We start from the raw sequence: 14225 nt of genomic DNA on the forward strand, positions 1-14225 counted from the left end.
TCCTGGGCAAGAACGGCGCACCGCTTCCGCGGTGCTTGAACATTGTTTTCTGTTGACGAATCATTTGACTGTGCACACGGGCTCCCAGAATTATCCAGTTAATAAAAAAATCATATGGCAAATAGTGCCACATAATTTTATAAAAAAGCCAATAAGGACCGCCAAATGACAAACTCGGATAGCCGGCGGTGCTCTCAGGGTTCCGGCGGGCGGTGCCCCATCGCGTGCGTGGCCATTTTCAGGTACAGGAACGATTGCTCCTCATTGTGCGCATAACCCATGCGTCCCTCCGCCAGGGCCACGGATTTTTGCTGCAGCGCTTCCGGGTACTCCAGGTCGCAGGCCGCGTCGAGCCAGTAGCGCGCCCTGGCTTCGTCGCTGTCCTGCAGCAGGTTCGCCACGATGAACATGGCCGGCGCCACGCCGCGTTGCGCGGCCAGCTCCAGCTGCCGCAGCGCGGCGGCCGCGTCCTGCGATCCGCCCATGCCGTTCTTGTACATCAAACCCAGGTAATACGCGGCAGGCCCGCTGCCCTGCCCCGCCGCCTGCTCGAACAGGGCGCGCGCCTGAGGCTGGGTCGCGTCTCCCGCGCGCATCAGGGTCTTGGCCTGGGCCGTGACGTCCGGCCCTGCCGATGCCAGCGGCGAAACGCCCAAGGCGATGGCAAACAACAATGCCTTCATTTCGACAGGTCCACTTGATACAGCGCAAAGCCCTTGCCTGCGCCATCATCGGCCTTCAGCTGCGTCACATTGGTGATGCCGGCCGCCTTGGCCAGGTCGATCACGTTCGGCGCCGAATGGAAGACCACCGGGCCTTTCGTGGCGACTGTGGCGAAGCGCCAGCTGCGCGCCGAACCGTTTTTCGCGCGCGTGAGGTTTTTCTGCTGCGTGACGTAGGCAATCAAGAGTTCGCGGTTGTTGTCGGGCGACGCCACCACCGTCTTGCTGCCGTCGAGGCCAGGGAAATTGCCGCCGCCGCTGGCGCGGTAGTTATTCGTCGCGATGAGGAATTCCTGCGTCGCGTCCACCGGCTTGCCCTTGTACGTGAGCGCCTTGATGCGCCGGCCCGGCGGTTGCGTGACGTCGATCTGGTAGCGCACATCGGCGCTGGTGATGGCATCGAAGTTGTAGCTCGGGTGCGCCGTGTTGACCAGCTCCTGCGCTTCCAGCTTGTTCGGATCGATGGTGTTGAAGCGCTGCGCCGACTGTTCCAGCCAGGCTTTCAGGTCTGCGCCCGTCATCTTCACGCCGTACAGCGCGTTCGGATACAAATACAGGTCGGCCGCGTTGTTCAGCGCCACGTTGCCCGCCTTGACGTCCGTGTAGTCGGACACGCCGGCCGAGCCGCTCTTGAACGGCGACGACATCGACAGCACGGGCAGGTGCGCGTACTGCGGCAGGTTCGCCTTTACATACGCGGCCAGGTAGCCCGCTTGCGCCTGGTTCACCACCTCGATGGCGCTGACGTCGCCCACGTCGGCGAAATATGTCGACATGCGGAAGTCCGTGGCGCCCACGGGCGTCTGCACGTAGGCAATCGTCGCCGCGTGTTCCTCGGCCACCAGCTTGGCGATGGCCACATCTGGCGCGACATAGCTCTTGTCCGCATTCTGGATGCCGCGCGCTTCCACCGTGGTGGCGCTCTTGTCGATGACCCACCGCTTGCCGTCATGGCGCAGGCGCAAACCGATCACGCCCAGGTGTTTGCCCCACAAATTGGCCATCACGGTGGGCACGCCGTTAACCAGCCCCTTGACCTTGTCGACGCCGGGCAGATTAAACTGCGGCACCGTGCTGGCGGCGTTCGGGAACAGCTGGTGCGAGTGGCCGATCAGCATGGCGTCCACGCCCGGCACTTGCGACAGGTAATAATTGCCGTTCTCCATGGTGGGCGAATACGGGCTGTCATCGAGGCCGCCGTGCGAGATCGCCACCACCAGTTCGGCGCCTTTGGCGCGCATCTCGGGGATGAACTTTTCCGCCGTCTCGCGCACGCCCTGCGTGTAGACACGGCCTTCGAGCCAGCGCTTGTCCCAGGCCATGATGGTGGGCGGCGCAAAGCTGATGATGCCCACCTTCACGCTGCTCGTCACCGGCTTGCCATCGGGGCCGGTCGCCGTGATCTGCTTGGCGATGATGTGATATGGCGCAAACAGGGGCTTGCCCGTCTTGACGCTGTAGACGTTGGCCAGCACTTGCGGGAACGCGGGACCGGCGCAGCGCGGTTTGCTGGCGTCGACGCTGTCGACGTCAAAACGGTTGCCCGTCACCTGGCTCAAGAACGCCAGGCCGTAGTTGAATTCGTGGTTGCCGATGCCGCCGCCATCGACCTTCAGCAGATTCATGGCCTTGTAGATGGCCAGGGTCTGGTCGCAGGCCAGCGGTTTTACCAATGCCTGGTAGTCGGCCAGGGCCGTGCCCTGGATGGTGTCGCCGTTGTCGAGCAACAGGTTGTTCGGAAATTGCGCGCGCGCCTGCGCGATCAGGGCCGCAGTGCGTTCCAGGCCAATCGACGGCTCCGCCTGCAGCTTGTAGTAGTCATAACTGAGCACATTCGCATGCAAGTCCGTCGTCTCCAGCAGGGCCAGGGTGGCGCTGCTGCCGGCTGGCGTGGCCGATGGTGCCAGGGCAGGCCCGGTGGCGGCGGGCGGCAAGGCGCCGCAGCCGGCCAGCAGCAGCGGTAACAGGGCGAGACGGGGAGATTGAAGCATGATGTATTCCTGTGGAAAGACAATATCGCCAGCATCATACGCAGCACGGTAGCCATCATCAAGGCAAAAATATTGTCGCAAATACAGCAAAATCGTCATTTTATTGCCCCGTGCAGCAGCAATTGCGCGGCGGCGGCAGCGGAAACGCGCCGCGCTCGCGTATAATTCAAGGTTTGATTTCACCATAGAAGACCAGAACATTATGGAAGCCGAACGCATCAATATCATCTCCGCCCTGCTCAACGACCTGACGGTCCGCGAAGCCGAACTTCGGAGGTATCTTTGACTTCACTGTCAAGTCGGAGAAACTAGAGCAAGTCAACGAAGAACTGGAAGATCCCACCGTCTGGAACGATCCCAAGCGCGCCCAGGACCTCGGTAAAGAGAAGAAGGCGCTGGAAGCGATCGTCTTCACGCTGACCAAGGCCGATGCCGACCTGCGCGACACCCGCGACCTGTTCGACATGGCCCGCGAAGAAGGCGACGATGAGACGCTCGAAGCGATCGAGCAGGACGTGCAGGAAATCCGCAAGGTCATCGAAAGCATGGAATTCCGCCGGATGTTCAACAATCCGATGGACGCGAACAACTGCTTCATCGACATCCAGGCTGGCGCAGGCGGCACGGAAGCCCAGGACTGGGCCTCGATGCTGCTGCGCCAGTACCTGCGCTATTGCGAACGCAAGGGTTTTAAAGTTGAAATCCTCGAGCAGTCCGACGGCGAGGTTGCCGGCATCAAGACGGCCACCCTGAAGGTCGAGGGCGATCACGCCTACGGCTTCCTGCGCACGGAAACGGGCGTGCACCGCCTGGTGCGCAAGTCGCCGTTCGACTCGGCCAACGGCCGCCACACCTCGTTTACGTCGCTGTTCGTGTATCCCGAGGTCGACGATTCGATCGAGATCGACGTCAACCCGGCCGATATCCGCGTCGATACCTACCGCGCGTCGGGCGCCGGCGGTCAGCACATCAACAAGACCGACTCCGCCGTCCGCATGACCCATGCGCCGACCGGCATCGTGGTGCAGTGCCAGAACGACCGTTCGCAGCACCGCAACCGCGCCGAAGCGATGGAGATGCTGAAAGCGAAACTGTACGAGCATGAACTGCGCAAGCGCATGAGCGAGCAGCAAAAGCTGGAAGACTCGAAGACGGACGTGGGCTGGGGTCACCAGATCCGCTCCTACGTGCTGGACCAGTCCCGCATCAAGGACTTGCGCACCGGTTTCGAGACAGGCAATACCAAGGGCGTGCTCGATGGCGACATCGACGAGTTCATTTCCGCCTCGCTCAAGCAAGGCGTGTAAGGATGAACGCATCCGCTCCAGCGCAGCGCGCCTTCCTGTTCGACATGGATGGCACGATCGTCGACAACATGGCCTTCCACACGACCTCGTGGCTGGCGTTCTTTGAACGCCACGGCCATGCGCTGGACGCGGACGCCTTTTTCCGCGACACGGCAGGACGGCAAGGCCGCGAAATCATCGCCAAGTACCTGGGCGAGGAAGCCGACCATGCTACCTTGCTGGCTGAAAAGGAAGTCGTCTACCGCGAACTGTATGGTCCGCACCTGGCCACGGTGCTTGGCTTCGACCGGCTGATCGCCAGCGCGCGCCAGGCTGGCGTGGGGCTGGTGGTGGGCACGGCCGCGCCGGACGAGAACATCGCGTTCACGCTCGATGGCCTGGATCTGCGCCACCGCTTCGACGCCATCGTCGGCGCCGCCGACGTGGAACGGGGCAAGCCGCACCCGGACATTTTCCTCAAAGGCGCGCTGCTGGCCGGCGCGCTGCCTGAGAACTGCATCGTCTTCGAAGACGCGCCCCTGGGCGTGGAAGCGGCGCGCCGTGCCGGCATGCGCGTCGTGGTGCTCACCACCACCCTGCCGGCCGAAGCGTTTGCCGCCTTCGACAACGTCATTGCCATCGTGCCGGATTTCTCCGCACTCGACGTCGACGCACTGTTTGCCAGCGTGGCGCCAGCGCTGGCGCCACATCATCAATAATCACCAACGAAGAACACCATGACTACGGATATCCAAGAACAAGCCGCCGCCCCCGATGAAAACAAGATCATCGCCGAGCGCCGCGTCAAGCTGGCAGCACTGCGCGAACAAGGCGTCGCCTTCCCGAACGATTTCCGCCCCGAGCACAAGGCGGCCGATCTGCACGCGCAATACGGCAGCAAGACGCGCGAAGAGCTGGAAGCCGAACCTGTCACCGTGGTGCTGGCAGGCCGCATGATGCTCAAGCGCGAAGCGGGCAAGAAAGCCGCTTTCGCCACCCTGCAAGACGCGTCCGGCCCGAAGGCCGACGGCCGCATCCAGATCTACGCCACGCTTGACCTCACCGGCGAAGCGGCCATGGCCGCCCTGCACCACTATGACCTGGGCGATATCCTGGGCGTGACGGGCACCCTGTTCAAGACCAAGACGGACGAACTGACCATCAAGGTCGCGCAACTGCGCCTGATCACCAAGTCGTTGCGCCCCCTGCCGGACAAATTCCACGGCCTGGCCGACCAGGAAACAAAGTACCGCCAGCGCTACGTCGACCTGATCATGAACGAAGAGACGCGCCGCACCTTCAAGGCGCGTACCGCCGCCATCTCGTCGATCCGCCGCTTCATGGAAAAGAACGAGTTCATGGAAGTGGAAACGCCGATGCTGCACACGATTCCCGGCGGCGCGGCGGCCAAGCCCTTCATCACGCACCACAATGCGCTCGACATGGAAATGTACCTGCGCATCGCTCCCGAGCTGTACCTGAAGCGCCTGGTCGTGGGCGGCTTCGACCGCGTGTTCGAAATCAACCGCAACTTCCGCAACGAGGGCGTGTCGATCCGCCACAACCCGGAATTCACGATGATGGAATTCTACGCGGCCTACACCGACTACAAATGGCTGATGGACTTCACGGAAGCCGTCATCCGCCAGGCCGCCATCGACGCGCACGGCACCGCCACCCTGACCTACGGCGGCCGCGAGCTCGATCTGGCAAAACCGTTCCACCGTCTGACCATCGTCGAAGCGATCAACAAGTACGCACCGGGCTACACGCCGGAGCAGTTGAACGATGCGGAATTCATCAAGGAAGAGCTGAAGAAATTCGGCGTCAAGCCGTTCGCCACGGCCGGCCTGGGCGCGCTGCAACTGGCGCTGTTCGAAGAAACGGCTGAAGCGCAGCTGTGGGAACCGACCTACATCATCGACTACCCGGTCGAAGTGTCGCCACTGGCGCGCGCTTCCGACACGGTGGCCGGCATCACCGAACGTTTTGAATTGTTCATGGTGGGCCGCGAGATCGCCAACGGCTTCTCCGAGTTGAACGATGCAGAAGACCAGTCGGCCCGCTTCCTGGCGCAAGTGGCCGCCAAGGACGCCGGCGATGAAGAAGCGATGTTCTACGACGCCGACTACATCCGCGCGCTGGAATACGGCATGCCGCCAGCTGGCGGCTGCGGCATCGGCATCGACCGCCTGATGATGATCATCACGGATTCGCCGAACATCCGCGACGTACTCCTGTTCCCTCACTTGCGCCGGGAAGAGTGATGAACACCTGAAAAATCTACTGCGCGTCGCGATTTGCGGCCTGCGATGCTCACTGCCTCGGCGGCCCCGTGCCTAGCACAGTTGCGCTTCTTAGCCGCAACTCCCATCCGCTCGCTACGATTTTTCAGGCGTTCGATGCTCCAAGGCAAAAAAAGCCGCCTGGTCTTGCGATCAGGCGGCTTTTTTACGTCTGCCGCAGGCCGTCAATCGGCCAGGGTCACGCGCTGGTGGCTGCGGCTGGCCTGCTGCGCCGCCAAGGCCGCGGCCAGCGCGCGCATGCCGTCGTCGCCGGTGGCGGCTGGCTGCCCTTCGCCACGCATGGCGCGCTGGAAGGCGCGCACCGAGCGCACGTACAGGTTTTCATGCTCGACGGGGATGTCGATGCTGCCGCCGTCGCGCGTCAGGCTGATAGTACCGACGGGACGCTGCATCATCACGCCGGTGGCGAAGATGGTGCCCCTGGTGCCGATGATTTCCACGCCGGACAGCGAATGCGGCGCGTTGAACGCGTCGTGCACCTGCACCAGGGTGCCGTTGTCGAACTCGATGATGGCCATCAGGCCCTCCTCCAGCCCGGCCACCGTCATGCCGCCGCTGGTGGCGCAGGCCGTGACGTGGCGCGGTTCCGAGTCGAGCAGGAAGCGCAGGGTGTCGACGTCGTGCACGAACATGTCGAGCGTGACGCCGCCCGACTCCGGCGCGTCCAGGCGCCAGCCGCGCAGGTGCTGCGGCAGGTTGTTCGCGTGCAGCACGCGGCAATACAGGGGCTGGCCAATCTCGCCGGCGCGTATCAGCTCGCGCACCTTGCCGTGGCTGGCGGCATTGCGCAAGTGGTGGTTAATTCCCAGCACCACGCCCGCTTCGGCGCAGCCGTCGACCATGCGGCGGGCGTCCTCCAGGTTCAGCGCCAGCGGCTTCTCGCACAGCACGTGCTTGCCCGCGCGCGCCGCCTGCAAGGTCTGCGCCATATGCCATTCGTTGGTGGTGCTGATGTACACGGCGTCCGCGCCCGGATGGGCCAGCGCCGCATCGAGGTCCGTATAGCTGGCGGCGATGCCGAACTGCGCGGCAAAGGCGGCGCCGCGCGCGGCGTCCCTGCTGACCACGGCCAGCACTTCCGCGTCGCCCTGCTGGCCGATTGCGTCGACCATCCATTCGCGCGCCACGGTGCTGGCGCCGACCAAAATCCATCCGATCTTCTTCATTCGATTCTCCCGTTAAAAAGTGTGGCGCAGGCCGAGGTTCCAGGCCTGGTTGCCGCTGCCGTTGTCGGTCGCGTTGCCGACCACATAGGCGGCGCCGTTGCGGTTGTCGATGTGCGCGTAGGCCGCGTACAAGGTGCTGCGTTTCGACAGCGCATAGGTGTAGCCGATGCCGATCTGGGCAGCGTCGCCGTTGGCGGCGCGCCGGTCGTCGCGCCGCACGTACGAGAACAGGACGCGATGCGGGCCCACCGGCGCGGTGGCGCCCAGCATCAGGTCCGCGCTGTCGACCGTGGTGGCGGCGCCCGCCGTGCTCTTGCTGACGGCGACGGCGCCATGCGCCTTGACCACGCCGAAGTCCCAGGTGGCCCCAAGCACCGTGTTCCTCGCCGTCCCCGCCACCTGCGCGCTTGACAGGGTGTTGGCATCCTGGTGCGCCATGCGCACGTACAGCGGCCCGCTGGCATAGGTGGCCGCCGCGCCCGTGTAGCGCCTGGCCGAGGCATCCCCTGGCACTTCGCCGAAGCCGTACGCCAGTTCACCGGAAATGCCGCCGCGCACGGGCGAGCTGTAGGTGATGCTGTTGTCGACGCGGCTGATGTAGCCGGCCGTGAAGACATTGCTCATCCTGCCCGCAAAACCCAGGTAGAACGGGTCCAGCGCCCCCAGGCTGCTATCGATGAAGGTGTACTGGCGGCCCAGGCGCAAGGTGCCCGCCGCGCCGGCGAGGCCGACGAAAGCCTGGCGCCCGAACAGCAGGCCGCCCTGGGCCGAAGCGCCCGTGTCGGCCAGGATGCCCGCATCCATCGTAAAGATCGCCGTCATGCCGCCGCCCAGGTCTTCGCTGCCCTTGAAACCCAATCGCGAGCCGTTGGCGATGCCGCTGGTCACCTTGAGCACCCTGCCGCCGGCGCCGCCGCTCTCGGACACCACGCCCAGGTCCATGATGCCGTACATGGCCACGTTCGACTGCGCCGAGCACAGGCCGCCGCAGGCGCCGGCGCCGATGATGATTGCCCTTGCTACCTTGTTCTTCATCTCTTTTCCTGTCTGTGGATACTGCGCTTAGCTGACCAGATGGCGCGGACGCTCGCCGCGCAAGCCGGCCAACAGGTTGTCCACGGCCTGCTGCGCCATGGCGTAGCGCGTTTCGTGCGTGGCCGAGCCGATGTGCGGCAGCGCCACCACATTTGCCATGCGCGGCAGCGGATTGTCCGGCGCCAGCGGTTCGCGCTCGAACACGTCGAGACCGGCGCCGTGAATGGTGCCCTGCTGCAGCGCCTCGATCAGCGCCGCCTCGTCGACGATGCGCCCGCGCGAACCGTTGATGAAGATGGCGCCGGGGCGCATCAGCGCGAACTCGCGCCGGCTCATCATGCGTTCCGTCTGCGCCGTCAGCGGCAGCACCACGCAGACGAAGTCCGACCCGGCCAGCAAGTCGTCGAACGCCACCTGGCGCGCGCCCAGCGCCGCTTCCACCTCGGGCACCGCCTCGCCGTTCACGTACAGCACCTGCATGCCGAAGCCCAGCGCGGCGCGGCGGGCGACGGCGCGGCCGATGCGGCCCATGCCCAGCATGCCGATGGTCTTGCCGTGCACGTTGACGCCGTACTGGCTCTCGCCCACGCTGCGCGTCCAGCGCCCCGCCTTGACGAATTCGGCCAGTTCGACGACGCGCCGCGCGCTGGCGAGGATCAGCGCGAAGATCGTGTCGGCCGTCGTTTCCGTCAGCACGTCCGGCGTATTGGCCAGCAGGATGCCCCGTTCGCGCAGGTAATCGACGTCGAACTGGTCGACGCCCACCGAGATGGTGGAGATGATGCGCAGGTCAAAGGCCGGGTCCAGCAGTTCGCGGTCCAGGCGCACGCTGGCGCCCAGCAAGCCGTGCGCGCCGCGGATGGCGGCGGCGAACGCGGCGCGGTTGCCCGCATCGATCGATTCGAAGTACGTCACCTCGCATTCGGCGCGCAGGCGCGCCAGCAGCGGCTCGGCCAGTTTTTTATAGACAACCACATGTTTTTTCACGCGTATTTCTCCTGTTCGATTCAAGATGGGACCCGCGCGTCAAGCTGGGCGCGGGTCGGCAAGCCTTCCATGTCGCCGGCCACCTGGATGGCGAAGGCGCCGACCCGGTTGCCGCGCCTTACTGCCTGCGCCAGCGGCAAGCCTTCCAGCAAAGCGCTGACCAGGCCGGCCGCGAAGCCGTCACCGGCGCCCACGGTGTCGACCACATTGGCCACGCGCTCGCCCGGCACCATGCCGCTGTCGCCATCGGCCGTGCGGTAATAAGCCCCTTCGGCGCCCAGCTTGATGACCACCAGGCGCGCCCCTTGCTGCAGGTAAAAACCGGCGACGTCGTGCGGCAGGTCGTGGCCGGTGAGGATTTCGCCCTCCCCCAGGCCGGGCAGCACCCAGTCGGCCTTGGCGGCGAGGCGGTTGATCTGTTCAACCATGACGGCTTGCGACGGCCACAGCGAAGGCCGCAGATTAGGATCGAAGGACACGCTGCGGCCGTTGGCGCGCATGAAGTCGAGCGCCTGGCCGGCGAACGCCAGGCTGGTGGCGGACAGCGCCGCGGCCACGCCCGTGGCGTGCAGGTGGCGCGCGGACAGGAAATAGGCGGGGTCGAAGTGTTCGGGCGCCAGCCGGCTGGCGGCGGAACACTTGCGGAAGTATTCGACCAGCGGATCGGCGCCGTGCTCGGCCTTCTCCTTGAGCAGGAAGCCGCTGGTCTGGCCGGCGACGGTGACGACCCGGCTGCAATCGACACCCTCGGCCTGCACGCTGGCGCGGATGAAGCGGCCAAAGGAATCGTCGCCCACGCGGCTTAGCCAGCCGACCTTCAAGCCCAGGCGCGCCAGGCCGATGGCGACGTTGGTTTCAGCGCCGGCCAGGCGGCGCGTGAAGTGCGCCACGGCCGCCAGGTCCCCCGTTTCCTCGGCAACGAACATCGCCATCGCCTCGCCATAGGTGACGACGTCGAGCGCGTGCCCCCCTTGAATTTCCTTTTGGCGCGGTTCTTGTTCCCTCATGCGGCCTCCAGCATCTGGATGTAGCGGCCCGTTTCGGCCACCAGGTCGGCGCCTTCGAGCGGGAATTCGATGGCCCGCTGCACGCCTGGCGCGAAATGCGCGAAGACGGCGCGCCAGGTGGGATCGGCATCGGAAACGGCGCACGCCGACAGCCGGCCCGTATCCTCCAGAACGGCCTTGCAATGCACATAGCGCACGTATGGCGCCAGCAGGCGCGCCGCCTGCTGCGCGTCCTCGCCCACCCAGCGCCAGTTGCCGATGTCGAACGTCAGCCCCACGGGCAGCCCGGCTTCGTGCGCCGCCGCCAGGAAGCGCGCCATCGTCGCCAGCCTGCCGCCATGCGCCGTCTGGTCGTTTTCCACCAGCAGCGCCACGGGCGCCGACGCCAGCTGTGCGCTCAAGGCGAGCAAATCCGGCGCGGCCGGGTAATGGCCCAGCGACACTTTCAGGTAGCGCGCGCCCAGGCGCGCCCCCTCGTCCAGCATCTGCCGCAGCAGCGCGTGCTGCAGCACCCCGTCCGCGCCCCACAATTCGATGGGCGTGGAATACACGGAGTACATGCCGCGCCCGGCCACCGCCGCGCCCATGCGCGCCAGGTCGGGCAAGTCGGAGGTGAACAGTTCGCGGCGGATCTCGATGCCGGCGCCGCCCGCATCGGCCACCACGTCGATGAAATGGCTTTGCCCCAGCTGCCGGACCCTGCTTGCGCCGTAGGCCGACGCGGCCACCAGGACGGGGCTCATTTGATCGCTCCCGCGCCGACGAATTGGCGCGCTTCGGGCGTTTGCGGGTTGCTGAAAAGGGCTTCCGACGGCCCGCTCTCCCACACCAATCCCTGGTGCATGAAGACGGTGACGTCGGCCATGCGCCGCGCGAACTCCATCTCGTGCGTCACCAGCAGCATCGTCATGCCGGCCTGCGCCAGCTCTTCCATCACCTTCAGCACTTCCTGCGTCAGTTCCGGGTCGAGCGCAGACGTGACTTCGTCGAACAGCATCACCTGCGGCTCCATCGCCAGCGAACGGGCGATCGCCACGCGCTGCTGCTGGCCGCCCGACAGCTGCTCGGGATAGGCGTCGCGCTTGTGCTCCAGGCCCACCTGCTTGAGCACGCGCAGCGCCGTGGCGCGGCCCTGGGCATCGGGCACCTTCTTGACGATGCGCGGCGCCAGCATGACGTTTTCTTCCACCGTCAGGTGGGGGAACAGGTTGTAGCTCTGGAAGACCATGCCGACATCCTTGCGCAAGTCGAGCAGATGCTCCTGGCGCGCCGTCAGCGTGTGGCCGGCCACGGCGATGCTGCCGCTGTCGATGGTTTCCAGGCCGTTGATACAGCGCAGCATGGTGCTCTTGCCGGAGCCGCTGCGGCCGATCACGGCGATCACCTGCCCCCTCTCGACGGCGAACGAGACGCCCTTGAGCACGTGATTGGCGCCGAAGCTCTTGCTGATATTGTCGATTTCAACGATGGGCATGGAATTTCCTTTCCAGTGAATGGCTGTAGCGCGACAGCGGATAGCACAGCGCGAAGTAGATCAGGGCGACGACGGGGAAGACGATGAAAGGCAGGAAGGTCGCGTTGCTGACCAGTTGCCCCGCCCGCGTCAGTTCCACCACGCCGATGATCGAGGTGATCGAGGTGTTCTTGATGATCTGCACCATGAAGCCCACCGTCGGCGGCAGCGAATGGCGCAGCGCCTGCGGCAGGATGACGTAGCGCAGCTGCTGGTAGCGGTTCAGCGCCAGCGCGGCCGATGCTTCCCACTGCTGCCGCTGCACGCCTTCGATGCAGCCGCGCCAGATCTCGCCCAGGTAGGCGCTGGCAAAGATCGTCATCGCCGCGCCGGCCGCGATGAGCGGCGACAGCTTGTAGCCGAACAGCGCCAGGCCGTAATAGGTCAAAAACAGCACGATCAGCACGGGCGTGCCCTGGACCAGCTGGATGTACAGGGCGCTGATGCAGCGCAGGACCGGACTGCGCGCCGTGCGCAGCAGCGCCACCGCGAAGCCGGCGATGCCGCCCGTGATGAAGACGAGCAGCGACAGGCCGATGGTCCAGCGCGTGGCCTCGAGCAGGAATTGCAGGTTATCCCAGGAAAAGTCACTGATCATGTCATGCTCCCATGCGCGCCGCGCCCAGACGGCGGCGGCGTTTGAAGACGATCTGGCCCAGTACCCAGAAGCTGAAGCGGAACAGCAGGGCCAGCAGGATGTACAGCACCATCACGACGATGTAGATCTCGAAGCTGCGGAAGGTTTCCGAGTCGAGCAGGTGGGCGGCGGCGGTCAGCTCTTCAGCGGAAATGGCCGACACGACGCTCGAGGCGAGCATCATCAGCGTGAACTGGCTGGCCAGCGCCGGATACACTTTTTCCAGCGCCGGCAGCAGCACCACGTGGCGCATCACCTGCCAGCGCGTCATGCCCAGCGCCTGCGCCGCCTCCAGCTGCGACGGATGCACGGCGCCGATGCCGGCGCGCACGATTTCCGCCGCGTAGGCGCCCAGGTTGACCGTCATGGCGACGAGCGCGGCGCCGTTGGCGTCCAGTTGCAGGCCCAGCGACGGCAAGCCAAAGTAGATGATGAACAGCTGCACCAGGAACGGCGTGCTGCGGATGATCTCCACATACGCGCGCACCACGGCGCGGGCATAGGCGGGACCGTTCTTCAGTATGACGGCGGCGCACACGCCCACCGCCAGCCCCAGCACCATCGCCAGGGCGCTCAGGCGTATCGTCAGCGCCGCGCCCCACAGCAGGCGGTCCAGCGATTGCATGACGAGTTCGAAATGAAATTCATACGGCATACTCAACTCCTTGTCTACGTGCGCATCCCCGGCCGCGCCACCGTGGTGGCGCGCCGTATGGATCTACACTTTCGCTATGCGGGTTGCGGTATCAGAAGGTCGGCAGCGCCGGCAGCGGCGCGCCGCTCCACTTGCGCGCGATGGCGTCGAGTTCGCCATTCAGCTTGACGTAGTAGATGAAGTTGTTGAGCCACTGGTGCAGCTCGAAGTCGCCGCGCCGCACGGCCATCGAATTCGGTTGCACGGAATACGTGAACCGGACCTCGATCTTGCCCGCGCCGCGCGTCTTGATGATGTCGAGCGCCATCGTGCTGGGGATCGAGACGGCGTCGACCTGCTTGCTGAGCAAGGCCTGGGTGACGGTGGCGTCATCCTCGAAACGCACGATATTGGTGCCGGCCGGCGCCATGCGGCTCAGCGCCGTGTCATTCGTGGTGCCGCGCGTCACGCCCACCTTCTTGCCTTTCAGGTCGGCCAGGGCCTTGAACTTGCCGCCGACCGGCGCGACGATGGCCAGCTCGAAGGCGCTGTAGGGCATGGTGAACATCAGGGTCTTGGCCCGTTCCGGCGTGGGCGCCAGGGTCGCCACGAGGAAATCGACCTTGCCCGATTCCAGCGACGGCACGCGCGACGGCGCCGTCAACGGCACCACGTCCACGGGCAGGTTCAGGTATTTGCCGATCAGGTTGGCGACGTCGACGTCATAGCCGACGGGCGCGCCCTTGGCGTCGATGCTGCCGAACGGCGGCGTGCCGCTGACGACGCCGATGGTCAGCTTGCCTTTCTTGATCAAGTCGCCAAGCGTCTGGGCGCCGGCGTCGGCGGCAGCACCCAGAGCGCACGTGGCTGCCAGTGCGCAAGCCAGTATCTTCGAATAGAACAGTGTCGTCATCTTCATGTTTCCGTCTCCTGTGATCCCG

14 protein-coding genes are annotated in these 14225 nt (G+C 65.2%); 3 read left to right on the forward strand and 11 right to left on the reverse strand.

The genetic code is table 11. The features are described from left to right. Positions 1-194: 194 nt before the first annotated feature. On the reverse strand, positions 195-683 hold the full coding sequence (locus tag AC54AF_RS05715; protein ID WP_496635742.1) for a tetratricopeptide repeat protein: 489 nt from the start codon (positions 681-683) through the stop codon (positions 195-197). After that, positions 680-2713 (reverse strand): bifunctional 2',3'-cyclic-nucleotide 2'-phosphodiesterase/3'-nucleotidase, encoded by a 2034-nt coding sequence (locus AC54AF_RS05720; RefSeq protein ID WP_496635743.1) that lies wholly within the window; start codon positions 2711-2713, stop codon positions 680-682. Before AC54AF_RS05720 ends, AC54AF_RS05715 begins: the two co-directional genes overlap by 4 nt. 202 nt (positions 2714-2915) lie before the next feature. Between AC54AF_RS05720 and prfB the strand changes: the two genes are divergently transcribed. From prfB to lysS, 3 genes are all read left to right on the forward strand, one after another. After that, positions 2916-4020, forward strand: a protein-coding gene (prfB, locus tag AC54AF_RS05725) for a peptide chain release factor 2 (RefSeq protein WP_131689019.1) whose coding sequence is annotated in 2 segments (ribosomal slippage) — positions 2916-2996 and positions 2998-4020 — 1104 coding nt in all. Because the reading frame shifts where the segments join, the coding sequence is not laid out codon by codon here. Between the two features lie 2 nt (positions 4021-4022). After that, the gene (locus tag AC54AF_RS05730; protein WP_496635744.1) at positions 4023-4718 is read left to right on the forward strand and encodes an HAD family hydrolase; all 696 of its coding nucleotides are present in this window, start codon (positions 4023-4025) and stop codon (positions 4716-4718) included. An 18-nt stretch (positions 4719-4736) separates the two neighbouring features. Then, positions 4737-6266 (forward strand): lysine--tRNA ligase, encoded by a 1530-nt coding sequence (gene lysS / locus AC54AF_RS05735; RefSeq protein WP_496635745.1) that lies wholly within the window; start codon positions 4737-4739, stop codon positions 6264-6266. Positions 6267-6469: 203 nt separating this feature from the next. Here the strand turns inward: lysS and AC54AF_RS05740 are convergent, their stop codons facing one another. The 9 genes from AC54AF_RS05740 to AC54AF_RS05780 all read right to left on the reverse strand — a co-directional run bounded on the left by AC54AF_RS05740 (position 6470) and on the right by AC54AF_RS05780 (position 14203). Next, a complete protein-coding gene (locus AC54AF_RS05740) occupies positions 6470-7471 on the reverse strand; it encodes a Gfo/Idh/MocA family protein (RefSeq protein WP_496635746.1) in 1002 nt (333 codons plus the stop codon). A gap of 12 nt (positions 7472-7483) precedes the next feature. Then, positions 7484-8506 carry a porin gene (locus tag AC54AF_RS05745; RefSeq protein WP_496635747.1) on the reverse strand — a complete coding sequence of 341 codons (1023 nt, stop codon included), beginning with the start codon at positions 8504-8506 and terminating at the stop codon, positions 7484-7486. A gap of 27 nt (positions 8507-8533) precedes the next feature. Beyond that, the gene (locus AC54AF_RS05750; protein ID WP_496635748.1) at positions 8534-9493 is read right to left on the reverse strand and encodes a 2-hydroxyacid dehydrogenase; all 960 of its coding nucleotides are present in this window, start codon (positions 9491-9493) and stop codon (positions 8534-8536) included. A gap of 20 nt (positions 9494-9513) precedes the next feature. Next, on the reverse strand, positions 9514-10500 hold the full coding sequence (locus AC54AF_RS05755; protein WP_496635749.1) for a sugar kinase: 987 nt from the start codon (positions 10498-10500) through the stop codon (positions 9514-9516). Further along, a complete protein-coding gene (locus AC54AF_RS05760; RefSeq protein ID WP_496635750.1) occupies positions 10497-11243 on the reverse strand; it encodes a sugar phosphate isomerase/epimerase family protein in 747 nt (248 codons plus the stop codon). Before AC54AF_RS05760 ends, AC54AF_RS05755 begins: the two co-directional genes overlap by 4 nt. After that, positions 11240-11974, reverse strand: coding sequence for an amino acid ABC transporter ATP-binding protein (locus tag AC54AF_RS05765; RefSeq protein ID WP_496635751.1), 735 nt, complete (start codon positions 11972-11974; stop codon positions 11240-11242). The genes AC54AF_RS05760 and AC54AF_RS05765 overlap by 4 nt, the downstream gene beginning before the upstream one ends. Then, complete coding sequence (locus tag AC54AF_RS05770; RefSeq protein ID WP_489630688.1) at positions 11961-12611, reverse strand: amino acid ABC transporter permease; 651 nt, start codon at positions 12609-12611, stop codon at positions 11961-11963. Before AC54AF_RS05770 ends, AC54AF_RS05765 begins: the two co-directional genes overlap by 14 nt. Position 12612: 1 nt before the next feature. Next, complete coding sequence (locus AC54AF_RS05775) at positions 12613-13305, reverse strand: amino acid ABC transporter permease (RefSeq protein ID WP_496635752.1); 693 nt, start codon at positions 13303-13305, stop codon at positions 12613-12615. Between the two features lie 91 nt (positions 13306-13396). Beyond that, entirely contained in the window at positions 13397-14203 is an 807-nt protein-coding gene (locus tag AC54AF_RS05780) for a transporter substrate-binding domain-containing protein (protein ID WP_496635753.1), read from the reverse strand. Positions 14204-14225: the final 22 nt, after the last annotated feature.

The sequence above is a fragment of the Janthinobacterium sp. JF4 genome, from assembly GCF_059617925.1.

Excerpts from the sequence above, each read along its gene's own strand:
- AC54AF_RS05770 (WP_489630688.1), bottom strand. The coding sequence starts at position 12,611 with ATGATCAGTGACTTTTCCTGGGATAACCTGCAATTCCTGCTCGAGGCC.
- AC54AF_RS05715 (WP_496635742.1), bottom strand. The coding sequence starts at position 683 with ATGAAGGCATTGTTGTTTGCCATCGCCTTGGGCGTTTCGCCGCTGGCA.
- AC54AF_RS05730 (WP_496635744.1), top strand. The coding sequence starts at position 4,023 with ATGAACGCATCCGCTCCAGCGCAGCGCGCCTTCCTGTTCGACATGGAT.
- AC54AF_RS05755 (WP_496635749.1), bottom strand. The coding sequence starts at position 10,500 with ATGAGGGAACAAGAACCGCGCCAAAAGGAAATTCAAGGGGGGCACGCG.
- AC54AF_RS05775 (WP_496635752.1), bottom strand. The coding sequence starts at position 13,305 with ATGCCGTATGAATTTCATTTCGAACTCGTCATGCAATCGCTGGACCGC.
- AC54AF_RS05740 (WP_496635746.1), bottom strand. The coding sequence starts at position 7,471 with ATGAAGAAGATCGGATGGATTTTGGTCGGCGCCAGCACCGTGGCGCGC.
- AC54AF_RS05760 (WP_496635750.1), bottom strand. The coding sequence starts at position 11,243 with ATGAGCCCCGTCCTGGTGGCCGCGTCGGCCTACGGCGCAAGCAGGGTC.
- lysS (WP_496635745.1), top strand. The coding sequence starts at position 4,737 with ATGACTACGGATATCCAAGAACAAGCCGCCGCCCCCGATGAAAACAAG.
- AC54AF_RS05765 (WP_496635751.1), bottom strand. The coding sequence starts at position 11,974 with ATGCCCATCGTTGAAATCGACAATATCAGCAAGAGCTTCGGCGCCAAT.
- AC54AF_RS05720 (WP_496635743.1), bottom strand. The coding sequence starts at position 2,713 with ATGCTTCAATCTCCCCGTCTCGCCCTGTTACCGCTGCTGCTGGCCGGC.
- AC54AF_RS05745 (WP_496635747.1), bottom strand. The coding sequence starts at position 8,506 with ATGAAGAACAAGGTAGCAAGGGCAATCATCATCGGCGCCGGCGCCTGC.
- AC54AF_RS05780 (WP_496635753.1), bottom strand. The coding sequence starts at position 14,203 with ATGAAGATGACGACACTGTTCTATTCGAAGATACTGGCTTGCGCACTG.